Annotated in this window: 16 protein-coding genes; 9 read left to right on the forward strand and 7 right to left on the reverse strand. The window is 71.4% G+C overall.

Going from position 1 to position 25,619, the window contains the following annotated elements:
* Positions 1-30: 30 nt before the first annotated feature.
* A complete protein-coding gene (locus ACIGG8_RS35670; protein ID WP_396552775.1) occupies positions 31-1,482 on the reverse strand; it encodes an APC family permease in 1,452 nt (483 codons plus the stop codon).
* A 373-nt stretch (positions 1,483-1,855) separates the two neighbouring features.
* On the opposite strand from ACIGG8_RS35670, the gene pstS reads away from it, so the two are divergent.
* The 3 genes from pstS (at position 1,856) to ACIGG8_RS35685 (ending at position 4,911) form a co-directional block, all read left to right on the forward strand.
* Complete coding sequence (gene pstS, locus ACIGG8_RS35675) at positions 1,856-2,992, forward strand: phosphate ABC transporter substrate-binding protein PstS (RefSeq protein ID WP_396552776.1); 1,137 nt, start codon at positions 1,856-1,858, stop codon at positions 2,990-2,992.
* 96 nt (positions 2,993-3,088) lie between these two features.
* Positions 3,089-3,565 carry a very short patch repair endonuclease gene (locus ACIGG8_RS35680; RefSeq protein ID WP_396552777.1) on the forward strand — a complete coding sequence of 159 codons (477 nt, stop codon included), beginning with the start codon at positions 3,089-3,091 and terminating at the stop codon, positions 3,563-3,565.
* Positions 3,566-3,576: 11 nt separating this feature from the next.
* Positions 3,577-4,911 carry a DNA cytosine methyltransferase gene (locus tag ACIGG8_RS35685; RefSeq protein WP_396552778.1) on the forward strand — a complete coding sequence of 445 codons (1,335 nt, stop codon included), beginning with the start codon at positions 3,577-3,579 and terminating at the stop codon, positions 4,909-4,911.
* On the opposite strand, the gene ACIGG8_RS35690 is transcribed toward ACIGG8_RS35685, so the two are convergent.
* The 3 genes from ACIGG8_RS35690 to ACIGG8_RS35700 are packed head-to-tail and all read right to left on the reverse strand — an operon-like array spanning position 4,836 to position 8,883.
* Complete coding sequence (locus ACIGG8_RS35690) at positions 4,836-5,741, reverse strand: DUF6339 family protein (protein WP_396552779.1); 906 nt, start codon at positions 5,739-5,741, stop codon at positions 4,836-4,838. The two genes, ACIGG8_RS35685 and ACIGG8_RS35690, sit on opposite strands and share 76 nt — an antisense overlap.
* Positions 5,738-6,742: a hypothetical protein gene (locus ACIGG8_RS35695; protein WP_396552780.1), complete on the reverse strand. Its 1,005-nt coding sequence runs from the start codon at positions 6,740-6,742 to the stop codon at positions 5,738-5,740. The genes ACIGG8_RS35690 and ACIGG8_RS35695 overlap by 4 nt, the downstream gene beginning before the upstream one ends.
* A complete protein-coding gene (locus tag ACIGG8_RS35700; RefSeq protein ID WP_396552781.1) occupies positions 6,739-8,883 on the reverse strand; it encodes a helix-turn-helix domain-containing protein in 2,145 nt (714 codons plus the stop codon). Before ACIGG8_RS35700 ends, ACIGG8_RS35695 begins: the two co-directional genes overlap by 4 nt.
* A gap of 532 nt (positions 8,884-9,415) precedes the next feature.
* On the opposite strand from ACIGG8_RS35700, the gene ACIGG8_RS35705 reads away from it, so the two are divergent.
* The 4 genes from ACIGG8_RS35705 to drmB are packed head-to-tail and all read left to right on the forward strand — an operon-like array spanning position 9,416 to position 21,226.
* Positions 9,416-14,182: a DEAD/DEAH box helicase gene (locus tag ACIGG8_RS35705; protein ID WP_396552782.1), complete on the forward strand. Its 4,767-nt coding sequence runs from the start codon at positions 9,416-9,418 to the stop codon at positions 14,180-14,182.
* A complete protein-coding gene (locus tag ACIGG8_RS35710) occupies positions 14,179-16,095 on the forward strand; it encodes a UvrD-helicase domain-containing protein (protein ID WP_396552783.1) in 1,917 nt (638 codons plus the stop codon). Before ACIGG8_RS35705 ends, ACIGG8_RS35710 begins: the two co-directional genes overlap by 4 nt.
* Positions 16,092-19,364, forward strand: coding sequence for a helicase-related protein (locus tag ACIGG8_RS35715; RefSeq protein WP_396552784.1), 3,273 nt, complete (start codon positions 16,092-16,094; stop codon positions 19,362-19,364). The genes ACIGG8_RS35710 and ACIGG8_RS35715 overlap by 4 nt, the downstream gene beginning before the upstream one ends.
* On the forward strand, positions 19,361-21,226 hold the full coding sequence (gene drmB, locus ACIGG8_RS35720) for a DrmB family protein (RefSeq protein WP_396552785.1): 1,866 nt from the start codon (positions 19,361-19,363) through the stop codon (positions 21,224-21,226). The genes ACIGG8_RS35715 and drmB overlap by 4 nt, the downstream gene beginning before the upstream one ends.
* 79 nt (positions 21,227-21,305) lie before the next feature.
* Here drmB and ACIGG8_RS35725 read toward each other — a convergent pair whose 3' ends face one another.
* The 3 genes from ACIGG8_RS35725 to ACIGG8_RS35735 form a co-directional block, all read right to left on the reverse strand.
* Positions 21,306-22,328, reverse strand: coding sequence for a DNA cytosine methyltransferase (locus tag ACIGG8_RS35725; protein ID WP_396552786.1), 1,023 nt, complete (start codon positions 22,326-22,328; stop codon positions 21,306-21,308).
* Positions 22,322-23,068, reverse strand: a complete 747-nt coding sequence (locus ACIGG8_RS35730; RefSeq protein ID WP_396552787.1) for a dTMP kinase — start codon at positions 23,066-23,068, stop codon at positions 22,322-22,324. Before ACIGG8_RS35730 ends, ACIGG8_RS35725 begins: the two co-directional genes overlap by 7 nt.
* 220 nt (positions 23,069-23,288) lie before the next feature.
* Entirely contained in the window at positions 23,289-23,960 is a 672-nt protein-coding gene (locus ACIGG8_RS35735) for a DedA family protein (protein ID WP_350519243.1), read from the reverse strand.
* A 268-nt stretch (positions 23,961-24,228) separates the two neighbouring features.
* Here ACIGG8_RS35735 and ACIGG8_RS35740 point away from each other — a divergent pair, with 268 nt between their 5' ends.
* Together ACIGG8_RS35740 and ACIGG8_RS35745 are read left to right on the forward strand one after the other, a co-directional pair.
* On the forward strand, positions 24,229-25,224 hold the full coding sequence (locus ACIGG8_RS35740; RefSeq protein ID WP_396552788.1) for an ArsR/SmtB family transcription factor: 996 nt from the start codon (positions 24,229-24,231) through the stop codon (positions 25,222-25,224).
* Positions 25,225-25,421: 197 nt separating this feature from the next.
* The gene (locus tag ACIGG8_RS35745) at positions 25,422-25,607 is read left to right on the forward strand and encodes a hypothetical protein (RefSeq protein ID WP_350519245.1); all 186 of its coding nucleotides are present in this window, start codon (positions 25,422-25,424) and stop codon (positions 25,605-25,607) included.
* Positions 25,608-25,619: the final 12 nt, after the last annotated feature.

Raw genomic sequence — 25,619 nt, forward strand, 5'->3', positions numbered from 1 at the left:
CCTTTACCGTCGCCTTCAATCTCGCCCACGCTAGGCCTCCTGCGCGGCCGGCGCGTCGCACGCCGTCGGCTCGTTCTGCGGGAAGTACGGCGAACGCCGCCGCCAGCGGGCCCAGGCCGCCGCCGGCAGCCCGGTGACGATCATCAGCGTCACCACGGTCAGCTCGAACCACCCGTTGTCGGCGGCCAGTTCGAAGTGGTCGGTGGAGTCGTAGAAGGTCCAGGTGAGGTAGCCGCCGACGGCGAGCAGCGCCGCGGCGCCCAGGAGCGGGCCGACGACCGCGCGCAGTCCCTGCACCGGGTCGGTGCGCAGCAGCCCGCGGAACCGGACGGCGGCGGCGACGGCGGTCAGCGCGTAGTAGAGCGCGACGATGACGCCGATCGCGTTGACGGCGGCGGAGATGAGGTCGTTGACGGTCGGGATGGCGATCGAGGTCAGGGCCAGGGCGACGGCGATTCCGGTGATGAGGAGGGTTCCGGCGGCGGGTGTGGCGTGCCGGGGGTGCAGCCGGGTCCAGACCGGTCCGAGCACCCGGTCGCGGCCCATCGCGTACAGGCCGCGGGCGGTCGGAATCACCGAGGACTGCAGGGACGCCACCGCGGAGAACATCAGTGCGATCAAGGGCAGTGCGGCGAGCGGCTGGTGGGCGAGCTTGGTGCCGAAGTAGGTCAGCCCGTGCGCGCCGTTGTCGGCCAGCTCGTCCATCGGCAGCACCCGCTGGAAGGCCGTGCCGGCGAGCAGGAACAGCAGCAGCATCACCACCAGGGCGATCATGCCGCCCCGGGAGGCGTCGCGGGGGTCGCGTACCTCCTCGCCGACGCTGAACACCGACTCGAAGCCCCAGTAGCAGAACACCGCCAGCACCATGCCCTGCGCGACGGCGTCGAAGGACGGGATGTCGAAGGGGTTGAACCACTGCGGCGAGAAGGGCTGGTCACCCGCGAACAGCCCGTACCCGCAGAAGCCGAGCAGCACGGCGTACTCGAACACCAGCAGTGCCTTCTGGAGCCGGGCGGCCATGTCGAGCCCGCGCACGGCGACCAGCGCGGCGCCGATCAGGATGACCAGGCCGAGCAGGGTGCACTGGACGGTGGAGTCCGCGTCCAGCCGCAGGCCGGCGACGCTGCGCAGGTGCGCCTCGCCGAGCAGCTGGATGACCGACGAGCCGGTGACGGTGGTGGTGTACGCCATGAACACCACCGTGCCGACCGTGTTCACCCATCCGGTGAGGAACCCCAGCCAGGGGCTGAGGGTGCGGCCGACCCAGCGGTAGCTGGAGCCTGCGTCCGGCTCCACCGCGTTCAGCCGCCCGTACCCGCCCGCGATGGCGAGCACGGGCAGGAAGGCCAGCAGCATGATCGCCGGCAGGTGCAGGCCGACCACGCCGGCCATCAGGCCCAGGCCGATCCCGATGCTGCTGGTGGCGGCCGTACTGGACGCGGCGATCACCGCGCCGTCCAGCAGGCCGAGGGACTGTCGCATCACGACGTGGGAACTGCTCGCGCTCGCTCTCGGGCCGCTGCCCGTGTCCTTCACCGTCGATGCCAACGGATCACCGCCTAGGTCGTGGGGGTGCACGTGTGGGGAAGCACGTGTGAGGGGGACGCACGCGCCGGGAAGGCGTGTGCGGAAGGTGCGAGTCATGAAACCGGCGACGCCGGAACACGTCAATGCTGTTGTCATAAGGCCGGACACGCCGCGGCTTTGCCCTCCGCCCGCCTTCCCGACACCGAGGATTCACGTGCGGACGGAAGCTGCGTTCACCTCGGTTGTCGACGTTCCTTCCGCTCACGGCCGTCGAACCCCGTCGACGGGACCCCGTCGACGAAGCTGTGTCAACGAGAGGGAACCACCGATGCTCCAGCGAAACCGCCGGTCCGCCACCACCCTCGGCCTGAGCGCGGTCGCGCTGGCCGGCGCCCTGTCGCTCACCGCGTGCGCCGGCGACGACAACAAGACGGGGACCACCACCGCGAACGGTTCCGCGGCCACCGGCGGCACCCCCTCGGTGACCTGCGGCAAGGGCGGCACGCTCCTCGGTGCCGGCTCCACGGCGCAGGCCAACGCGATGGACCTGTGGAAGACCACGTACTCGGCCGCCTGCCCCGGCACCACCGTCAACTACAGCGGCGGCGGCTCAGGCGCGGGCATCCAGCAGTTCACCCAGGGCAAGGTCCAGTTCGCCGGCAGCGACTACGTGCTCAAGCCCGCCGACGTCGAAGCCTCCAAGGCGGTCTGCACCGGCGGCAAGGCGATCGGCCTGCCGATGGTCGGCGGCCTCGTCTCCCTCGTCTACAACATCAACGGCGTCGACAACCTCGTCCTGGACGGCCCGACCGCCGCCAAGATCTTCAACTCGCAGATCACCAAGTGGAACGACCCGGCCATCGCCGCCCTCAACCCGGGCACCCAGCTGCCGGACGCCGAGATCCAGTCCTTCCACCGCTCCGACGACTCCGGCACCACGTACAACCTGACCTCGTACTTCGCCAAGACCTCCGGCGGAGCTTGGCCCGCGGCCCCGGACAAGGCCTGGAAGGGCACGGGCGGCCAGTCCGCCAACGGCAGCGCCGGCGTCTCCGCCCAGATCAAGCAGGTCGACAACTCCATCGGCTACGTCGAGCTGTCCTACGCCCAGATCAACAACCTCAAGTCCGCGAAGATCTCCACCGGCGCCGCCCAGCCCGTCGAGGCCACCGCCGCCAACGCCGCCAACACCTTCGCCACCTCCACCGTCGTGGGCACCGAAGGCGACCTCGCGCTCTCCCTCGACTACGGCACCAAGGCCGACAACGCCTACCCGATCGTCCTGGTCACCTACGAGGTCGTCTGCGACAAGGGCAACAAGCCCGACAGCCTCGACACCCTGAAGTCCTTCTTCACCTACACCATCAGCGACGACGCCCAGAAGGCCATCGGCGACAAGGGCTACGTCCCCCTCCCCGGCACCATCAGCAGCCAGGTCAAGACCGCCGTCACCACCCTCGCCTGACCCACCCCCGCCCGCCGGGCCCCCGGGGCCGGCGGGCGGTTCCGCCGGCCCCGGACGTGGAGGACCGATGTCGGTGCCCGGAGCCAGAATGGGGACATGCCCTCCTTGGAGACCACGCCGAAGATCCGCGCCCGGATGAGCAAGCAGCGCAGTCACGACACGGGTATCGAGGTCACCCTCCGCAGAAGCCTGCATGCGGCCGGGTTCCGCTACCGCGTCCATCGCAAGCCGCTCAAGGGTGTGCGCCGCGAGGCCGACATCCTCTTCGGCCCGGCGCGCGTCGCGGTCTTCGTCGACGGCTGCTTCTGGCACGGCTGCCCCGAGCACGCGACGTGGCCCAAGAACAACGCCGAGTTCTGGCGGGAGAAGATCGAGAAGAACCGCGCCCGGGACCGGGACACCGATGCCCGTCTCGCCGAGGCAGGTTGGCTGTCGGTCCGCGTCTGGGAGCACGAGAGCGCGGCCGAGGCCGCCGAGCGGATCGCCGCCCTGGTCGACGAGCGGCGGCCCGGGCGCAGCCGGACCGTCGTGGAAGAAACGACCGAGTACATCGCTCGGCCGGTCGCCGGCTAGACTCTGGCCACATGACCAGCTCGGACGCCACGGCCTCATTCCCCGCGAAACCGCACATTCTGGACCTTTTCGCCGGTCCGGGTGGTCTTGATGTGGCCGCGAGGATGCTCGGCGTCGAATCGCTCGGCATCGAGTGGGACAAGGACGCCTGTGAGACGCGCTACGCGGCCGGGCTCAGGACGTGGCACGCGGACGTCAGCGAGGTCCGGAGCAAGCGCTTCGAGGAACTCGACGCGGATCTGAACGTGCTGGCGGGCGGTCCGCCCTGCCAGACGTACTCGGTGGCCGGCAATGGTGCAGGTCGCAAGGCCTTGGAGAAGGTCAAGAAGCTCATCCACCGGTTGGTGGACGGGGCCGGCGAGGACGAGATCGACGAGCAGTTGGAGAAGATGGGCGGCGATCCCCGGACCGCCCTGGTCCTGGAGCCGCTCCGGTACGCCATCAAGGCCCTCGGCTCCCCCAACCGGGACCGGCGACCGTTCGACGTGATCGTCTTGGAGCAGGTGCCCGCGGTCAAGGCGCTCTGGGAGGTCTACAAGGAGGCCCTGGAGACAGGCCTGCCGCGGGAGGACGGAACGCGGGTCCGGTACAACGTCGCCGAGGTCAAGACCCTGCACACCGAGGCCTACGGTGTCCCGCAGACCCGTCGCCGCACGATCCTGATCGCGCGGCTCGCCGAGTACGGGACTCCTGCGATTCCCGCCCCCACCCACCACGTCTTCAACCTGCGCAAGCCGGCGCAGGGCGGCCCCGACGACGCCCAGACCGCGCTGCCGGTGGGCGGCGCCCTGACGCCGCTCAGGCCGTGGGTCGCCATGGAGGACGTACTCGCCGACAGGAAGCCCCCGTTCGTGATCGTGTCGAACTACGGCAGCGGCGGCGATCCCAAGAACCGCGGCATCCGGACGCACCGGCAGCCGTCGTTCACGGTCACCGGGAAGGTCTCACGCAACGCCGTCCGGCTCGGACCGAGCGGTCCCGACCTCGACCCGGACCGCCTGACCATCCCCGAGGCCGGCATCCTCCAGACCTTCCCGCCGGACTACCCCTGGGAAGGCGGCGACCGGTCGCAGCAGGTGGGCAACGCCGTCCCGCCGTTGTTCGGCATGCACGTGCTGGCGGCAGCGTTGGGCCGCCCGCTCCCGCCGGAGGAGAAGCTCCGGGAGAGCTGGGGCCGGCTCGACCGTGACGGCGCGGAGTACCGGAGGCTCCGGGTCGAGGGGTGCGACGCCCCGGGCGATTGCGGTCCCGACTGCCCGAAGCCCGAGGATCAGGCCTCCTCGTCGACTCCCTCCGGTTCGACCCGTCCGCGGACCGGCGCGTCCGCGAATAGTTCGGCGAAGTAGTCCGTCAGCAGGCTCACGGAGAGCTCCGGCGCGGGTTCCTCGTCGGGGCCCGTCGGGAGCGCGTTCCGTGACACCTGGCGGGCGGTCTCGGCCTCGTCGATCCAGTCGATCAGCGGACGCGAATCGCGCTCGGGGTGATCGGGAGCGATCACGTCGTACATCAGCGTCGCGGCGGCAGCGTTGACGGCTCCGGCCAGGGCATTGGCCTCGCGACCACCGGTGACGGTGCCCTTCGCGACCAGTCGGACGATCGCCTGGGCGGTGGGCCGGTGGTTGATCACGGACATCCGCAAAGCGGTGTTGAGGATGTCCTGGTTGCCGCAGGCCGTGACCACGGGACCGTAGTCCGGACCGTCGCGGAAGAGCTCGGCCGCCCACCAGAGCCGGGCGAAGGCCTGCTTGTGGTACTGGCCCCGGAAGCGGTCGGCCGCCACCTTTGCCGGCTTGCCGTCCTTGGGTTCCGCCAGGTGACGCCAGACCACGTAGTCCGGGGCGACCCCGAGCGCGAGGTAGTTCCAGAAACCGGGGTCGGCAGCCTCACGCCGGGTGAGCCGGAGTACCGCGTGGAGGCGCGGGGCGAGCCAGGCGTCGGCCTGCGTGGCCTTGAGCCCGTTGTTCCGGCAGTAAGCCATGGCGTCCTCGGCCAGGTCGCGGACGGGCGCCAGCTCGCCGCGGCGGTCTCCGTGCAGGAGCGGTTCCTTGACCTGATCGAGCTTGATACTCGGAACGTCCTCACGGCCGGTGAGCAGTCCGTCGGTGACGAAGTCGGCCGCCTCGGCGTTGGGCAGCAGGGCGAGGCGTTCCGGGAGGTAACCGGGCCGGTCGGTCATGCGTCGTCCCCCTGCGTGAGGCGTTCCAGGTCGCGGATGGTGGTGGAGAGCGTCCGGGGGACGCCCGCGCGCCGCGAGGCGGCGAAGTGGATCCGGGACTGGAGTTCCCCCCACCCGGTGGCGGAGATGCCGGTGCGCGCCTCGTGGACCTCCCGCAGGGCGTGCTCCGGATCCCGGTCGGGGTACATGTCGGGGAGCATCTCCCGGAGCACCTCGCCCTGCCAGCCGTGCGGGAACACCGGGGCGCCGTCCTCCTCGACTTCGAGGTCGCCGACGGCGGAGTGGAAGACGGCCGTCCAGACCTCGGAGCACATCTGGGCGAGGAGGAGCTCCCGGACGGTCTTCTCCGGGCCGGTGCCGCCGTCGGCGCCGACCAGGTCGCCGAGGCCGTCGAAGTCGGTGTTGACGCGCACGGCCGGGATCCGGCCGGTGGTGTCGACCGACCACGGCAAATCCCTGAAACGTTGGAGCCGGCTCGCGCCGGCCCCGAAGCTGACCATCTTGACTTCGAGTTCGCGGGCCAGCAAGGGCACTGCCTCGATGACGTCGACGAACCACTCCACGTCGGAGGTGGCGATCAGCCGGCCCGGCACGCCGTCGACGGTGGCCACGACGTGCACCGCGAGGGAGGCCCGGTCGAGGAGGTCGCAACGGTGGAGGTACAGCTCGGCCGTACGCTCGCGACCGTCCTCGGAAACCGCGGAGAACTCCGTGGTCGTCCGGGTGTTGGTCGCCCGCTCGGTCAGGACGACGACGACCTTGACGTTCTGCCAGGGCCCGGTCGGATCGACCGCCTTCGCCGGGAGGCCCACGGAGAGCCGGAGCCGGGCCTGGGTCCAGTCGGGTCGGTCATCGTCCGGACCGAGGGCGACGACCCGTTCGACAGTGGAGAGGTACTTGCTCTCCACGTCCTCCCAGGGCGCGCCCTCGGCCTTGAGCTGGGCGCTGTCGACGCGCCAGGACACGTTGCCGGTGAGCCGCCGGTAGGGGTAGACCTTCACGCCTGCTCCCCCTTTCCGGTACGGAGTTCGACGACGAGCCCGGTGAGTTGGGCCCGGACCGGATGACGGGACACGTCGGTGACGCCCCGGAAGACGGCCCTGCGACTGCCGTGCATCAGGTGCAGGGCCCCGTCGACGACCTCGCAACCGCTGATGGCCACGAGATCCTTCCAAGGCGCGGCCGGACGGGGACCTGATCGCACGTCGAACTTGGCCACCGGCGTGACCGGACGGTCCGTGTCCACTCCGGATGCCACCCGCAGGTCGACGGTGACCGACCAGGCGCCCGTCTCGTCGATCAGGGCGTCCACGTTGTCCAGTTCGGGCAGGATCGCGGCTGCCGCGGGGCGCGGCTTCTTCGTCCCGCCGCCCACCTTGAGGCGGCCGGCGATCTTGGCCTCTCCCCCGTTGCGGCGCTTGGCCTTGGGCACGGCCACGAGCTCGCGCACGGCGGTGTTCGCCGCCGTGGTCAGGGAGGCGATGCGCCGGTGGGCGGACGGGGAGTAGGACAGGCGCAGTTCCTCCGTCTGCCCCCACTTGTTGTGCTCCGGTGGCTCGGACGCACGGAGGAACTCCTCCGCGGCCTCGGCACCCGGGGAGTCCGGGCCGGCCGCGCGGCCGGTGAGGAGGATGGCCTGGAAGGGATTGGTGCCCACCGGGATGTTGGTGACGGCGGCGTCCTTGACGGTCATCCGGTTGCCCCGCATGGAGACCATTCGGTTGGGCCGGCCGTCGGCGTCCTCGGCGCCGGTGACCAGGACCACCGCGTCGTGCGGCACGCCTCCGTGCACCTCACCGCCGTGCAGGGGAACGTTGAGCCGGACGACGGCCCGGGCGACCTGGCCGGGGCCGGTGATCCGGTCGACGGTGACCCCTTCCAGGAAGGCCTGCAGGGCGCGCGTACGGGACGGCTGCGCGACCGCCGGATCCACGTGCTCCTCGGGAATCAGGACCTCGCCGTTGCGGAACGTACGGACGGACGCCTCCAGGTGCGGCTTGTGGTCGCCGCCCCCGGTCATCGCGGCCCAGAAGTTGCGGCCGAGCGCATCGACGAGACGGGCGTGCATGCGGTGGACGGAGTCGTCGTCCTCGATGCTCTCGTCCTCGTCGGCGGCGCCGTTGACGGACACCAGGCTTGCCACGTCGTGCGCACCGACGATGAGGAAGGACGTGCCGGGAGCGGCGCTGTCCCGGGTGAGGTGGAGCTTCTCGACGGTCTCCTCGTCGGCCCACCAGGAACGGACCACGTCCGCGGATTCGGTGGTCGGGTCCGGCCGCCCGAACCAGGCCGGACCTGCGCACGCCCGGCCGTTGACCTCCCGCCACGGCAGGTCGAGTCGACCGACGAGTCGCCGCTCGGTCCGGCCCTCGTGGGACTCGGAGAGGGTGGAGTTGATGAGCACCAGGCCGAGGCGGCTGGTGGCCCACAGGGTGGCCTTGCCCAGGCCGTAGGAGCCACCGGCGCCGAGGTCCCTCTTGTGACTGTCGAGTTGACGACGGACGACGGCGGCGAACAGCCCGTCCTCGTAGTCGCCGCCGGTCAGACCGGTGGCATTGTAGTCGTCGACGCGCAGCAGCACGAGGCGGTCGTGCCGGTACATGTCGCGCAGTCCGGCCGCGATCGTGCGCGAGACCTTGCTCTGCTTCCCACCGTCGGCGGTCAGCGCCTCGTAGTGCGGACGGAGGCTGTTCCAGTCGATGGCCTCGTGGAAGCGCGCGAGGGCCTCTCCGGTGAGTTCGTGCAGGGTGTACCGGACCCGCACGGGCTCGGCGGGGTCGAGGCGCGCGTCGAGGCTGTTCTGGGTGGCCTCACGGGCGAGCACGGAGACATCGGCCTCGAAGGCGAACGCGGCTGCGTTGCCGTACTCACGACCTCCGTCGACATGGGCCGGCCGGTGGTACCACTGGACGGGCAGGCCGAGTTGGGCGTCGGCAGTACGGGTGTGGATGGTCTCCAGGTCGGTCTTGAGCACCTCGGCGATCAGCCGGATGGTGTCGTCCCGAGGCACCGACCGGCCGACGATCCAGGCCGAGACGGCGGCCCGGGTCACACCCAGGTCCTCCGCCAGGTCCGTCTGGCTCTTCCCCGCGTTCCTGAGCTGGCGCGCCAGCCAGGGGCCGAAGTCCTCAGCCGCCTTCACGTCCCCACCTGCTTCCGCATGGCCTGTCCTCCCAGATCGGAGCCACGCTACCGCATCGCTATTGACAGCAACAGCCCCTTGTCAACCATCCCTTGACAGGTGGCATGTCCAGCGGAAGCGGATACCGGTCGCCATCGAAAAACTGCCTCGAATACCATTCCGATCCGCCCGATTCCAGCCGCAAGGTCCCGATTCCTTCGCATGCAGGATTCTGCGGGATACCCGTTGCACGGACCACCGGCGCCGTGGTTGACTGCACGTCAGCTCGATCCGGATGGACCGGAAGCAAGCCGGAGTTCGCCCGTGGCGGGCACCCGGGCTTTCCCGGATCCGCTTTCCCGCGCCCCATTCCTCCGCACCACCTCGCACCGTTGCATCGTGCACGTCCTCGCGAAGCGAAAGCGCAGGTAATCCGGTGTTCCCACGGACTCTGCCGTTCCTCCGTACGCATTCCGTCACGTTCCGGGCGCACTGGTCTCGTTGACAGCACGCTCGTCCGCCCTTCCGCCCCGCACCCGAAGTGGACCCATTCGTGGCCGACCCGCAGTCCCCCGTGATCCGCACCGTCGTCGAGCAGTCCCTCCGTGTCCTGGAGACCTACGGGATCGATCCGGGCCTGATCCCCGAACACGCCAACGGCGAACGCCGCATCACCCAGGGTGGATACGGCGACCGGCAGCTCTTCGAGCTCGTCCAGAACGCGGCCGACGAACTGCGCGGCGAGCCCGGTGGCCGGATCCACGTCCTCCTCACAGGCACCCACCTGTACTGCGCCAACCAGGGCGACCCGGTGACACCCGAGGGCGCCGAGACCATCCTGCGCATGAGCATGTCCCGCAAGCGCGGCGGCCAGATCGGCCGGTTCGGCGTGGGGGTGAAGTCGGTCCTGGTGGTGACCGACGCACCGGAGTTCTTCAGCCGCGACGGCAGCTTCGGCTTCGACCGGGCCTGGTCGTACGAGCTGATCCGGAACGTCCCCGGCGTGCGCGAGCGGCTCGGCGAGGAGTTCGGGGCCCCCGTTCTCCGGATGGCCCGCGAGCTGGACATGGCGGCCGAGCGCCTTCGGGACCAGGTGCTGGACGAACTGCTGGACTGGGCCACCACCGTGGTCCGCCTGCCGCTGCTCCCCGGCGCCGCCGACCGGCTCGGCAAGGACATGCACGGCCATCAGGGCTCGGCCGGTCACGACTCCCGCGAGGAGTTCCCCTCCGGATTCCATCTGTTCTCGCCGCACGTGGGCCAGGTGGTCCTGGAGGACCGCCGGCTCCGACCGGTCGCGCGCCGGGCTCTGCGGTCCGAGCGGACCGGAAGCCTGCACACGATCCAGGAGGAGCGGGTCGGAAGGCCGCCGGCCACCTCGCGGTGGCAGGTCTTCACCCACACCCACGAGCCGACCGAGGCCGCCCGCCGCGACGCCGGCGAACTGCACGACCGGTTGTCCATCGACGTGGCCTGGGCTGTTCCGGCGTACCGCACCGACGAACGGACCGGCCTGCTCGGCGCCGCCGACGCCCGGGGGCGTGGTCGGTTCTGGTCCTTCTTCCCGACCAAGTACGAGATGACCCTCAGCGGCATCCTGAACGGGGCGTGGAAGACCAACGAGGATCGCCAGAACCTGCTGGACTCCTCGCCGTTCAACGTCGAGATGATCCGGGTCGCCGCCCGCCTGGTGGTCGATTCGCTGCCCGAACTCGCACCGACGGAGGATCCCGGTGCGTACCTGCCGCTGCTGCCCGGCCGTTCCAAGGGCGTGGAGACGATCAGTTGGGCCGACCGTCTGCTCACCGAGCAGATCTGGGCCGCCGCCGCAGTGCGTCCGTCGCTGCCCGACCAGGACGGCGTGCTGCGTTCTCCCGGCGAGTTGAACATCCACCCGGATCTGGGCAAGGACAGCACCGCAGTCAACCGCTGGCTGCGGACGTGGCATTCCCACCCCGGGCGCCCTCGCGACTGGGTGCACCCGTCGGTCGAGGCCACCGACCTGCGGTCGGGCAAGGTCCAGCACGTCCTGGTGGCGGCCGGACGACGGCGGGCCTCGGTCGTCGAGTGGTTGGAGGCACTGGTCTCCGACGCCTCCGCGGAGGCCTCTGCTGCAGCCGTCCGGATCGTCGCCGACATGATCGCCGCGAACGCCTCCTGCGCCGGCGAGGCCCGCAGAGCCCGGATCGTGCTCACCGAGGAGCACGGCCTGGTCGCCCCGCTGGGCAGCGTGGTGTACCGGCGCACCGAGGAGGACGGTCTGCGGGAGTCGCTGGTCTACGTCGACCGCGCCCTGTCCGACGACCCGTCGCTCTCCTCCGCCCTCACCACCCTCGGCATCCAGGAGGCCGATGTCCGGGGCCGGTTCGTGAGCGTCCTCGACCAGGGCTTCGACGCTTACGGCACGCAGGAGTGGACCCGCTTCTGGGAGTTGTTCCACCGGGCGGGTGCCTCGGTCGTGGGCCACGAGGTGACCCAGCGGGTGCCGGCGCCGGCGGACACCCTGATGGTGCGGACCGCGGACGGCCGCTTCCGCCTCATGCGCGACTGCATGCTTCCCGGAGCCGTCGTCACCCCGGAGAGCGACCCCGAGATCGCGGTGGACATGCGCTTCCACTCCGACGACGCGGGCTTCTTCCGCGAGTCGGGCCTGCGGGACCGGCCGACCTCGGGTCACAGGCCGGATTCGGAGCCCTGGTTCGACGAGTACCGCGAAGCCGTGCACAAGGCCTACTGCCGCACGCTCGACGACCAGGCGAGCCGGCCCTCCCTGGCCAGGACCAGGATCGAGGGCTCTCCCGTCGGTGGGCCGCTGCACCTCCTGCCCCGGCTTTCGGACGAGGCCCGGGCGGCCTTCCTCCGGGCGCTGCCCGAGGACGCGGTGATCACGAACTGGACCCTGCAGATCGGGGTCCAGGCCAACACCCGCCGTCCGGTGCTCTCTCCCGTCCGCTGGATGCTCACCCGACACGGCCGGGTCGAGACCTCGCAGGGCCTCAAGCCCCTCAAGGAGGCCGTGGGACCGCAGCTCGACGCGTACCGTGACGTGCTCCCGGTGGCGTCGATCGGCTCGGAGAAGGCCCGCAAGCTGGGGCTCCCGGACAGTGTCGAGAAGGTCCGCCCGCAGCAGTGGGAACAGCTGCTGGCAAAGCTGCAGGCGAGCGAGGACGACGCGTTCGTCGGCTCCACCTACGCCCTGCTGACCCGACTGGAGATCGAGTTCCCCGAGGACTCGCTGACCCGCTGCCGGATCGGCGACGTCTGGGACACCCGGGAGGACGGCGAGATCGCCGTCGCCGCGGACCCGGAGGAGTACCGCTCGCTGCGCGCCGAGCGCGTGCCCGCGCTGCTGATGCCGGACCGGGAGTCCGCCGACCTCATGGTCGAACGGTGGGGCATGCTGCGCCACGACGACGTGATCACCCGGGAGACCCGGCACGAGTCGAACGTGGAACCCGTACCCCTGGTCGAGGAGTTCCCGACGCTGCGACAGAAAATGGGCACCGCTGTCGGCACGTACTCGCTGCTGCGCTGCTCCACCTTGGAGGAGGTACTGCGCACCCCGAGCGGTCCGAAGCCGAGGTCCCTGGAGAGCGCCCGCCAGGGAAGTGTGATCAAGGTCGTGGACTCGCTGGACCGCCTCGGCACGCTCCGGGCCGTGGACCGTGAACTGGGTCTGCGGATGGGAGAGGCGGGCTGCCGGGCGGTCCTGGACGCCCAGGTCCGACAGGAACAGGACGAGCAGCTGCGGTCCAAGCTGAAGGCGATCCGCGAGGCCTCGGACGTGACGGCCAAGCTGGAGCTGCTGATCGGCGACGCGGCCCTGCGCGAACGACTCCCCGCCGGCCTGATGGAGGCCGAGCGCCAGGAGTCGGGCGGGCAGGAACCGACCGGACGCCGGATCGCCCAGATGGCCTTCAACGCGCACGGCGACACCGTGCTCAAGACCCACGCCCGCGACATCCAGGAACGCATCCCGAACGCCCCGGCCTCCTACACCGGAGGATCTGCGGCGGTGTCCTTCGTCGCCGACTTGGGCCTGCCCGCGCCCTTCGCCGGCTACCGGGCCCCGGTGCTCGAACAGAGCCTGACCGTGGAAGGCCCCCGGGACTTCCCCCGCCTCCACGAGTACCAGGAGCGGCTCGCCCTGAACATCTTCGAGATGCTGGACCGCTTCACCCCGCAGCGCGCCATGCTGTCGCTGCCGACCGGGGCCGGCAAGACGCGCGTCACCGCCGAGGCGGTCATCCGCTGGGTCAAGCAGACCGGCGCACTGAAGGGGCCGATCCTGTGGATCGCGCAGACCGAGGAACTGTGCGAACAGGCCGTGCAGAGCTGGCAGTTCGTCTGGAGCAAGGCGGGTGCACAGGACCGACTGACGATCAACCGGCTGTGGACCTCCAACGAGGCGGCCCCGGTCACCGACGGGCCGCAGCTCGTCGTGGCCACCGACGCGAAGCTCCGGGTGTGTCTGGACACCGACCGCTACGCCTGGCTGCGGGAGGCCGCGCTGGTCGTCGTGGACGAGGCGCACGTGGCGACGGGCCCGAGCTACACCGCAATCCTCGATCTGCTCGGACTGACCCAGCACCGCACCGAGCGGCACCTGCTCGGCCTCACCGCCACCCCGTTCCGCGGCCACAACGAGGAGGAGACCCGCCGACTGGTCAACCGCTTCGGTGCGCGCCGCCTGGACGAGGGGGTCTTCCCCTCCGGCGACGCCTACGGTGATCTCCAGGAGCTGGGCGTGCTGGCCCGGGTCGAGCACCGGGAACTGACCGGCGGAACCATCGAGCTGTCCCGCCAGGAGCGAGAGAGCACCCAGCAGTTCAGCCTGTTGTCCAAGGCCGCCGAACAGCGGCTGGCCGACGACCACGACCGCAGCCGTCGCATCGTGGCGGAGATCGCGGCAATGGACGGGAGCTGGCCGGTACTGGTGTTCGCCACCTCGGTGGAACACGCGAAGTACCTGGCGGCCAGGCTGATGGACCAGGGCATCTCCGCTTCCTCGGTGGACTCCACCACCTCGGACAACGACCGCCGGGCCCGGATCCGGGAGTTCCGTGACGGCAGGGTGCGGGTGCTCACCAACTACGGCGTCCTCACCCAGGGTTTCGACGCCCCCGCCACCCGCGCGGTGGTCGTCGCCCGGCCCGTCTACAGCCCGAACGTGTACCAGCAGATGATCGGGCGCGGCCTGCGCGGCCCCCGCAACGGCGGCAAGGACACCTGCCTCATCCTCAATGTCCGCGACACCATCCGGAACTTCGACACCGCACTCGCCTTCACGAAGTTCGAGCACCTGTGGAGCGCACGATGACCGCCCCCCACGAGGTCGACCCCGGTCTCACCGACGAACAGCAGGCGGTCGTGGACCTGCCGTGGGACACCCGTCTCCTGGTCACCGCCGGGGCGGGCACGGGCAAGACGCACACTCTGGTGCGCCGCATGGACGCGCTCATCGGGCACACCGATCCGGACGAGGCGCTGGAGGCCTCCGAGCTGCTGGTCCTCAGCTTCTCCCGGGCCGCGGTCCGCGAGTTGCGGGACCGCATCGCCCGGCACGGTGAGCACGCGCGACGGGTCCGGGTGCAGACCTTCGACTCCTGGGCGTACTCCCTGCTGCTGCAGGCGTACCCGGACCGGGAGTGGTCGGCGCTCTCCTTCGACGAGCGCATCCGGGCGGCCACCGACGCGATCGAGAAGGGCGCGCTGGAATCCCTGGAGTCCGGCCCGCCCACGCACGTGATCGTCGACGAGGTGCAGGATCTGGTGGGCGCGCGCCGGGAAATGGTGGAGTCGCTGCTCGACCGCCTCCAGGACACCTGCGGGTTCACCCTGGTCGGCGACCCCGCCCAGGCGATCTACGACTTCCAGATCGAGGACCCGGAGGAGTACGCCGATCGCGCCGACCTCTTCCTCCGCTGGGTGCGGATCTCCTGCAACGACGATCTGGTGGAACTCCGGCTGACCCGGAACTTCCGGGCCGTCACTCCCGAGGCACGCACCGCGCTCCCGCTCGGCCCCGCCGTCCAGGGCGTCGGCAGCGCGCCGGAGGGTGCGGACGCCGCGGCCGAACGCCTCCACGGGGAGCTGCGCGAGCTGCTGCTCGACGTTCCCGACCTGGGCCCGCTCACCGACTCGTTCACACTGGACTCGCTGCGGTCCTTCCCCGGCACCTGCGCGATCCTGTGCCGCGACAACCGGCAGGCCCTGGTCGTCTCGGAACTGTTGCACGCCCAAGGGGTACCGCACGCCCTGCGGCGCTCGCTCCGGGACCGGCCCGTGCCGTACTGGGTCGCCGAGGTGTTGCGTCGTACCCAAGCCGCCACGCTCACCGAGGAGCGACTGCGCGACCTGCTCTCCGGGTTCCCCCTGCCCGAGGGCACCGACCCGGACCGGGCCTGGCGGTCCCTGCGGGTCGCGGCGCGCGGCCCGGGTCGGGGCACGCTCGACGTCGCACGGCTGCGCGGGTTGGTGGCGGAACGGCGGTTCCCCGACGAACTGGCGGATCCGGAACAGGCCCGACTCGTCGTGTCCACGGTGCACCGCTCGAAGGGCCTGGAGTTCGACCGGGTGGTGCTGACGACCCCACCTGCCATGGCCGAGATACGGCGTCGCACCGACGACCCGGACGTGCCCGGCGAGGCTCGTGCGCTCTACGTGGCAATGACCCGAGCCCGGGAGGACCTGTACCGGATCGCCGCACCGGACACGGCGACGGTGCTCAGGCACAAGCCGACCGGCCGCTGGTACCGGGGGGTCCCGAATCCGCGCCACAGGTGGCGGCGTGACGGTGTCGAGGTGCGCGCCGGGGACGTGGACGCCGTGGAGCCCGCCGACGCCCGGACGGACGCGCCCGGCGCCCAGGCGTACCTGCTGGAACGGGTACGACCGGGGGCCCCGGTGACGTTCCGGCTGCGCGACACCCTCGCCATGGGACCCGATCAGAGCCCCTCGTACGCCCTGCTGCACGAGGGGCGGGAGATCGGCGAAGCCTCCGAGGCCTTCCGGAGCTCGCTGTACTCCGTTCTGAAGGTGGGTGCCGCCTGGGAGGTCCGGTGGCCCGAGGAGATCGTCGGACTGCGGGTCGACTGCCTGGAATCGGTGGCGGGCAGCCCGGCCGCCGGGACCAACGCGGGCCTGGGCCACCACGGGGTGTGGATCGCCCCACGCATCAGCGGAATCGGACGGTTCCGGCGCACCGCCGGAACCGAGGAGGAGCAGGAATGACCATCCACGAAGGGCGGCACGCCGGCCACTACGAGGTCCGGGAGGACCTGGTGGCCCGACTCCGCCGGGAGCTGCTGGGCCCCGACGTCGACGCCCCCGCCGAGGAGCGCGTCGAGGTCCTGGACCAGGACGCTCCGATCACCCGCTACCCCGTCGGCGTGCTCTACCCCCGACCCGCGGACGCCGAGGCCGGCGCCCGTCTCCTGGAGGACGCGGCCGAGCAGGACGGCCTGGACGAGGAACCCGTGACCAGGGCGGACAGCCTAGACGAGTCCGGGACGGCGGCAGACCGCCCCAACTCCGGCGACCGGCGTCCGTCGAGCGTCGGCCTCACCTTCGCGGTCGACCTCGCCGAGTGCCCGGAGATCGTGGTCTCGGCCCGCGCCGCCGTGTACGAGCCGGAGGACGCGGACGGCCGCAAGGTCTCCGCCCGCCGCAGCGAGGCCCGCACCACGTCCGACCAGCGGGAGCGTTGGCGTCGGGTGGAACTGGACCTGCCGGACACCCCGGTCGATGTCCGGTTCCCGGGCCGCGGCGCCTCACGCGACCTGATCGACGGCACGGCCCGGCTGGAGGTGCACGTGCGCCGCCCGTCCCCGGAGACCGGCACGGTCACCGTCACGGTCACCCTGGTCAACATCCAGAAGGTGGGCGAGCGGGAGCTCCAGGACGCCTTCGCCCTCTTCCAGACGGGGCTGACCGTCCGCGCCGCCGACAGGTCGAGTGCGTTCGTGGAACGCCCGACCGCGCTGTCCGCCGTCGATCCCGAGCTGGAGACCAGCCGGCTGCTGCACCGGCACGCCCCCACCTTCGCCGCCGGCCACGGCTGCGCGGCGGTGTGGGACTGGACCCCGTCCCCGATCGGCGTCACCGACGTGGAGCCGGCGGGCGTGGCCGAGGTGCGCACCGAGTTCGTGCCCACGCACGAGGTGTTGCTCACCGACTCCAACCCGACGATCGACGCCGAGGCCCTCACCATGCTCGGCCTCGCCGAGGCCGGCGACGCCGAGGTGATCGCCGCTTTGGAGGGGCTGGCCGCAGGCTACGAACGGTGGATCGAGCGGAAGCGGGACGAGGCCACCGCGCTCGCCGGCACCTCCTACGAGCAGGCCGCGGCCGGGCAGGTGGGCGCCTGCGAGGAGGCCCTGACGCGGATCCGGGGGGGCATCGCTCTGCTGCGCGACAAGCCCGACCTGATGCGTGCCTTCCGACTGGCCAACCGGGCGATGGCGACCCAGCGCGCCCGGGCCGCCTGGGTCAAGGACGGCCGGGTCGGCGAGCCCGACGAGGCCGCCGCCTGCTGGCGTCCGTTCCAGATCGCGTTCGTGCTGCTGTGCCTGGCCGGGGTGGACGACCCGGAGCACCCCGACCGGGGCGTGTCCGACCTGCTGTGGTTCCCCACCGGTGGTGGCAAGACCGAGGCGTACCTGGGTCTGATCGCCCTGACCGTCTTCCTGCGCCGGATGCGGCTCGGCTCGGCAGGCGGCGGGGTCACCGTCCTGATGCGGTATACCCTGCGCCTCCTCACCCTGCAGCAGTTCGAACGCGCCTCGATCCTGGTCTGCGCCATGGAGCGGATGCGCCGCGAGAACCCCGAAGACCTGGGCCACGAGGAGATCTCCATCGGCATGTGGGTGGGTCGTTCCGCCACGCCGAACACCCTGGACGTGGCTTCCCGGCAGCTCGACGTCGCGCGCTCCGGCCGGGTGCTCCAGACGGAGAACCCCGTCCAGCTGCACGCCTGCCCGTGGTGCGGGACCGCCCTCGATGCCCACCACTACGCGGTGGACGAGGAGGCCGACCGGATGGACGTGCGCTGCCCCGCGACGGACTGCGCGTTCTCCGACGGGCTGCCCGTTCACCTCGTCGACCAGGCGGTGTACGCGGCCCGGCCGACCCTGGTGATCGCCACCGTCGACAAGTTCGCCTCGATGCCGTGGCGCGAGAGGACCGCCGCCCTCTTCAACCGGGACCGGCAGGATGACACCCCTCCGCCGGAGTTGATCGTCCAGGACGAGCTGCACCTGATCTCCGGACCGCTGGGCACCCTGACCGGCCTGTACGAGACGGCCGTCGACGTGCTGGCCGACCGCCCCAAGGTGATCGCCTCCACCGCCACCATCCGTCGAGCCGCGGACCAGGGCAGGGCCCTGTTCTCCCGCGAGGTCCGGCAGTTCCCGCCCGCCGGTCTGGATGCCCGCGACTCCTGGTTCGCCGTCGAGACCCCGGCGAGCGAGAAGGCATCCCGCCGCTACGTGGGCCTGCTCGCCCCGGGCACCAGCCAGTCCACCCTGCTGATCCGCACCTACGCCACGCTGCTCCACCAGGCGATGCGGTCCGACACCACGGAGCGGGTACGCGACGCGTACTGGACGCTGGTCGGCTACTTCAACAGTCTGCGGCTGCTGTCCGCTGCCGAACTCCAGGTCCACGACGACGTCGTGGCCTACCTGGAGCACCTCGCCGAGCGCGACGGGTGCGAGCCGCGCGCCGTCGGCAACCACTCCGAGCTGACCAGCCGGGTCGACGCCAGCGACATCCCGGCCAGGCTCAAGCAGATCGAACGCCGCCTGACGGACGGTGACACGTCGGACGTGGTGGACGTGCTCCTCGCCACGAACATGATCGCCGTAGGCGTGGACGTGGACCGGCTCGGTCTGATGGCCGTGATGGGCCAGCCGCAGACCACCGCCGAGTACATCCAGGCCACGAGCCGAGTGGGCCGTGCCCACCCCGGCCTGGTCGCGGTGATGCTCAACGCGGGCCGCTCCCGTGACCGTTCGCACTACGAGAACTTCCAGCACTTCCACTCCGCGCTCTACCGCGAGGTCGAGTCCACCTCGGTCACGCCGTTCTCCGCCCGCGCCCGTGACCGCGGCCTGCACGCGGTGATCGTCGCCCTGGCCCGCATCGCGATCCCCGCGGCCCGCAGGGACGAGGACGCGGGAAGGATCCACCTCTTCCGGGACGAGCTCCGGGAGACGATCCGCCCGCTGATCCTCGAACGGGTGGGGAGCGTCTCCCCGAAGGAGACCTCGGCCAAGGAGGTGGCCCACGTCGCCGCAGCCTTCGACGAGTTCGTCGGCTGGTGGTACGACGAGGCCGAGAGGCACGGCGGCCTGTACTACGAACCGAAGCGCGGGCGTTCCGTCCCCTCGCTGCTCAAGCCCTACAACGACGCCCTGGAGGACGTCGAGGCGTGGAAGACCCTGTGGTCCCTGCGCGACGTCGACGCCGAGTCCGCCCTGTTCATGGAGGCATCCCGATGACCCCGCCCCCGTCCCGTCGTCGGCGTGGCACCGTCGGCTCCGCCACGCCGGCCCGCACCCTGCCCCGCCGCGGCGCGGTCCGTCGAGCCCAGGCCATCACCACCTACGGCGTGGGGTCCCTGATCGCCGTCGATCAGGAGTCCTTCATCGTCGCGGGCATCGACGGTGCTGCGGATCAGTGGCCGCGCGAGGAGGCCCCGGTGATCCGCGAGCCCCGTCTCGCCCGCGTCCTGGGCGTGCGACACTTCCGCCTCCCGCCCGCCTCCGGCGACGACAGTCGGGACGGCATCCGGGTGCGCCGCTTCCCGCTGTGGCACCACTGCCCCGAATGCCACGCGTTGGACCACGTGGCGAGGTTCAACCCTCCGCCCGGACGCAACGAGTGCGGCGAGTGCGCCGAGCCCCTGGTGCCCTCCCGCTTCGTGGTCGCCTGCGAGGACGGCCACATCTCCGACTTCCCGTACCGGGACTGGCTGCACCGACGGCGGCGAGGCGAGGGTGCGGCCGCAGCCTGTGACGGCCGGATGAGCCTTCGGTCGACCGGCCGCTCCTCCTCGCTCCGCTCGGTGGTGCTCTCGTGTTCCTGCGGGGTGCCCGAGGTGTCCATGGAGGGCTCCTTCCGGGCGGGCGCCCTGAAGGAGCTGAACATCGGCTGCCGGGGCGAGCGGCCGTGGCTGAAGGACGCCCCGAGGGATCGCTGTTCCCTGACGCCCCGTACCCTCCAGCGCGGCTCCTCCTCCGTCTGGCAACCGGTGCTCCGCTCCGCCCTGTCCATCCCGCCGTGGAGCGACACCCGGGTGAACGCCCTGGACAAGCACTGGGACAAGCTCCGCGGCTGCACCAGCCTCGTCGAGATGGAGATCCACCTGAAGCACATCTTCGACGGGGTTTCCTCCCCGGTGAGCGCCCAGGAGGCCCTGGACCTGGTCGCCGCGATGGAGGCCGAGGACTTTTCCGGAGAGGACACTCCCGACCGCGACCAAGAGCGGCGCTACCGGGCCCTTCGCGACCTGGAGTACCAGCGCCTGTGCGCCGGGAACCCGGAGGAATCCGGGCGGCACACCGAGCAGTTCGTCTGCGAGCCGCCGATCGGCGACGGGAAGCCGCTGGTCGGACTGGGCCTGGCCGCCCCGATGCTGGTCAAGAAGCTCCGTGAGGTCCGCGCCCTCAAGGCCTTCACCCGGGTCATCGATCCCGAGACCTCCGCCGAGGGCCACGAGGCTCGCCTGTCCCTCACTCCCACCGACTGGCTTCCCGCCATGGAGGTCCACGGCGAGGGGGTGTTCCTCCGGTTCGACGAGGAGAGGGTCGACACCTGGGCCGAACTGCCCGCCGTCGCGGCCCGCGTGGCCCGCATGCGGTACCGCCACCAGCAGGTTCTCACCGCACGGGCCTCCGATCCGGCCCGGGTCCCGATCTCCCCCGCCGACCCGCGGATGGCCCTGCTGCACACCTTCGCGCACGTGATGATCAACGAGTGGAGTCTGGACTCCGGCTACCCCGCCGCATCGCTGCGCGAACGGATCTACTCGGGCGACGAGATGGCCGGGGTGCTGATCTACACGGCGACCAGCGACTCGGCCGGAAGCCTCGGCGGCTTGGTCGCCCAGGGCGAGATCGACCGGCTCGCCCAGGCCGTGCACTCGGCCGTCCACCGTGCCGAGTGGTGCTCCGCCGACCCGCTCTGCATCGAGACCGAGATCTCCGGCGCGGGTGGCACCAACCTGGCCGCCTGCCACGCCTGCGTGATGCTGCCGGAGACCAGTTGCGAGCACAACAACGGCCTGCTCGACCGGGCCCTGCTGGTCGGCACCCCTGAAGACCCCTCGATCGGGTTCCTCTCGCACCTGCTCGCACACTGAGCACCGGGCTGCACGCCGGGGCGGGACGGAACACCCGATGCCGTCCCGCCCCGGGGTCACGGTCTCCGCGCCGCCCGAGTCACCGACCGCCCCGTGCCGCCGGCGCCGACCGGCCCAGCGCAGCCCTGATGGCGAGCCCGAGGGCCCGGGCCACGGGGGGCGGCGATGCGTGGCCCACCTGGCGGTACCTGAGCGTCTTCCCGCCGGCGAAGGACCAGTCGTGGGGGAAGCCCTGCAATCGTGCCGCCTGCTCGACGGTCAGCCTCACCATCTCCGTGCCGTCCGGTGACGGGTCCCAGTGCTCCTCGGGCCCGGGGACCTCATTGGCGACGGTGCCGCCGTTGACCCGCATGCGGGCCCAGGAGCGCTTCGACCCGGTCGGCCCCAGATCCGGTCCGCCGCGGTTCCAGGAACCCCCCACCAGGGTCGGGGCGACCTGATCGGCTTGTGCGGCCCAGGCGGCGGCGTGCGGCCACCCACGCGCGGCCATCGAGTCACCCAGCGCCTCCCCCACCGTCGGCGGCGGCACGGTGTCACGCGCAGGGGGGACAAAGTCGCGCATGGCACCCCCCTTCAGCGCCACCAGGATCCCCTGCTTGCGGTCCTGGGGCACGCCGTGCCACATCGCATTGACGACGAACCACTCGTACTCGTACCCGAGGTGTTCGAGCTCGGCCTCGACGTCCGAACGGATCGGCTCGTACGCAGGCTTGGCGGCCAACTCCGAGACGTTCTCGATGAGCAGGGCCCGCGGCTGCACACCGTGCAGGAGCATCACGGTCGCGTCGAGCAGACGGAGTTCCTCGTCGCTGTCCTCGCGTCCCACCGCGGCGCTCGCCTTCACCCGGGGCAGACCCGCCGCCAGGAGGTCCACGTCGTAACACTCCCGGTGCTCCTCCGGAACGAAGTCCAGGAGGTCGGTCTCCAGGACGTTCCAATCCGGGCGATTCAATCGCAGTGTCTCGCAGGCCACGGGACGGTTGTCGAGGAGCAGCACGGGGTCGAACCCGGCCTGTTCGAGGCCGAGCGCGAGGCCGCCCGCCCCGGCGCAGACGGCAAGACAGCTCAGGCGTTCGGGGCGGGACTCTTCCATGATCACCATTTGCGCTCGTCGGAACTCGGCGAAGGCTCACGCCCTGGGCCATCGATGATCGCATCCTCGTCGGGAGGAGTCGATGGTCCGGATGCGCACGGCACCGGCCCGGTGGGGGCGGCCGATGTCCGGGGCAGGGCCCGCTGGATCTCCTTGCGGAGGAGTTCCTGAACCTCGTCGAACGATCCGTTCCCGTCGACCACGACGAGATCGGCGAACTCCGGGAGGGAGCGGTAGGCCTCCCGGTACGCGGCCAGGAACTCCAGCGTCTCCTCGTCGATGCCGCGGCGTCTGATCCTCTCCCGGGCGACGGCCGGGTCGACGTCCAGGAAGAGGGTGAGGTCGGGCTTCGGGAGGCCCCGGTTGAGGCGCCGCAGGAAGGCCTCGTTGTCCGCTCCCTGCAGGCGGACGGCGGCGTACTGGCAGACGGTGTAGCGGTCGGCGAGCGCCACGGCTCCGGGGGTGCGCAGGACGTCGCCGACGGGGGCGAGCGCGGACAGCCGCGCGCAAGCGGAAATGAGCCTGATCGTGTCGGCCCCGATCATGTCCAGGTGGCCCGGGAAGCCGTCCTCGCGGGCGATCGCGTCCAGGGCCCGACGGACCGGGAGCTGCGACTGGTTCAGGAAGAGCCGGGTCGGGTGCCCCGAGCCCTCGAACCATTCGGCCAGCCGCTGCACCTGGCTGGTCTTGCCGGCACCGTCGATTCCCACCACCGCGACCAGACGGCCGTTCCGGATCCCGGACTCCACTCTTCGCCACCTCCACGACGACCCGCACGACCGGACGGGAGTGTCCCTCTCCGGACGACATCATGCCGACCGGAGCCCCGGAACGCGTCGGATTCCGCGGACCGCCCCCCCCCCGGGGGGCCGCCGGTGTCCCGGTCGCCGTCGGAAAGGACTGAGACCCGCGCCGGTGTGCGGCGCGGGTCTCCGGGGTGCGGGTACGGGGCCCGGGGCGGGCGCGGGTTCAGCCGCGGTGCCGGGCGCTCGGGCGACGGCGCATCCGCACCAGGAACCAGCGGGCGATGACCAGCACCGCCACCACCACGACGCCCTTCGACACCCAGCCGCCGTACTCCTCCACCAGGTGCCAGTTGTCGCCCAGCCAGTAGCCCAGCAGCACGAACACGGTGTTCCAGATCAGGCTGCCGGCGGCGGTCATGGCCGTGAAGGCCAGCAGCGGCATGCGCTGGATCCCGGCCGGTACGGAGATGAGGCTGCGCACCACCGGCACCATGCGGGCGATGAAGACGGCCTTGCGGCCGTGCCGCTGGAACCACGCGTCCGCCTTGTCGATCTCGTGCGCACTGATGAGCGGGATGCGGGCCGCGAGGGCGCGGGTCCGCTCCAGGCCCAGGAGGGCGCCCGCGGCGTACACGATCCAGGAGCCGACGATGGAGCCGATCGTGGTCCAGACGATGACGGCCGGCAGACTCAGCTTGCCCTGCCCGGCCGCGAACCCGGCGACGGGGAGGATGATCTCGCTGGGAATGAACGGCAGAACGGTGTCGACCAGGTTGGTCAGGCCGGCGCCCATGGCGCCGAGGGTGGTCATGACGTCGACGGCCCATCCGGCGATGCCGCCTGCGGGCTCGGCGGAAGCGGTGGCGAGCGACGCGGAAGCCAACGTTGCGATCATGCCGTTCACGCTAGAGCGCGGGAGCGGGGCGCCACCATGAGGTCAACCGCCCGGTCCTGCTGCGGTTTTCCGTAACCATGACCGAAGCCCGGTCGGTGACGTGACGCCCGGCCGGTGACCGTCGCCCGCGCGCGGGTCGCGCGCCTGAGATTCTCATGCCCGCCGACGTGACGTACGCACCCGGCCCACGGGAGCCAGGCACTGTTCCCGCGGGCGCCGCGAGCACAGTGTCGAGGTACCACGACAGCGACGTAACGGGGCGGCCTCGATGCAGCGGATTCACTTCACCGGTACCGATCTGACACGCGTCCGGCTCCAGAGCAGCCTGGGGCCCCTGATGGAGGGCGTGTTCGCGCTGCGGCTGCTGACCCGGCCCTGGCGCGACGACGCGAGCGTGCGCTGGTGCGTCGCCGTCCGCAACGCCCTGCGGGCCGGCACCCGGGCGGCGCTGCCGGTGCCGCTCACCCGGGGCGCCGAGAACCTGCCGCTGCGGCTGCTCGAACGCGCCGGGCGCGAGGAGACGGCGCAGCGGACGCCCGGGTCCCGCGCGGAGGGCACCCGGCTGGCGCTGGACGTGTGGCGCGCCGGGGTGTCCCCGTACTGGGCGCGGATCCTCGAACGGCTGGAGGCGGTGTGCGAGGCGCACGGCAGGGTCGCGGCCGGCGGCGGGGTGGAGCAGCTGCTGTCGACGCTGCACCCGCGGATCTCCTGGAAGGCGCCGGTCCTGGAGGTGGACGACGGGCCGGACGTGGACCTCGCCCTCGACGGGCGCGGCCTGGTCCTCAAGCCGTCGGTGTTCCTGCCCGGGGAGGCCGGTCGGCTGGTGGCCCACGAGCGGGACAGCGGCCAGGCCGTGCTGGTCTTCGCCGCCGCGCCGGGCCTCGTCGCCGGGTGGGACGACGCCCCGGCCCCGGACGGCCACGCCGGTGACGACGGCGAGTCCCAGGCGCTGAGCGCGCTCGTCGGGCAGACCAGGGCGGCCGCCCTGCGCCTGCTGACCGACACCTCCACCAACTCCCAGCTCGCCGCCCGGCTGGGGGTGTCGCCGGGGGTCGCGAGCCGGCACGCCACCGTGCTGCGGGAGACCGGGCTGATCAGCACCCGGCGGGTGGGGAGCAGCGCCCTGCACACGGTGACCCCGCTGGGCATGGCCCTGCTCGGCGGGCAGTCGCGCAAGGTCCTGCCGTTCACGGCCCCCGGCGGCCCGAACGGCGGCCCGGTCCGAGCCCCGTACGAGGGCCCGGCCGGCGTCCGCTCGGCCTGAGCCGGGCCGCCGGTCGGCCCGGCTCGCGCCGTCCGTCGACCCTCCGGTCGGCCGGCCGGTATGACGTCTTCACACGCCGGAGGTGACCGCAGCACTGTCCCCGCCATTTCCCCGTTTCGCAGAATCTTGGCGCGGGCCCCGCAACAGCGTGGGCCTCGCAACTGATCGAGAGCGACGACCTAGGAGTTCCGGCAGCAATGAGCACCTTCCTGACCTTCGGCACCGTCACCGGCGACTCCGCCTTCGGCACCGCCTCCACCCCCGGCCTGGTGATCGAGGACGTCGACACCGTCGCGCCGCAGAGCGTGGCCCTGTTCACCGTCTGCGTCATGTCGGCCCAGCCGGCCCCCGCCTCGACCACCGGGGGCCAGCCGGGCGCATGACCGACACACGGG

Origin of the sequence: Kitasatospora sp. NPDC085464 (assembly GCF_044541955.1) — a bacterium.
Taxonomy (GTDB): domain Bacteria; phylum Actinomycetota; class Actinomycetes; order Streptomycetales; family Streptomycetaceae; genus Kitasatospora.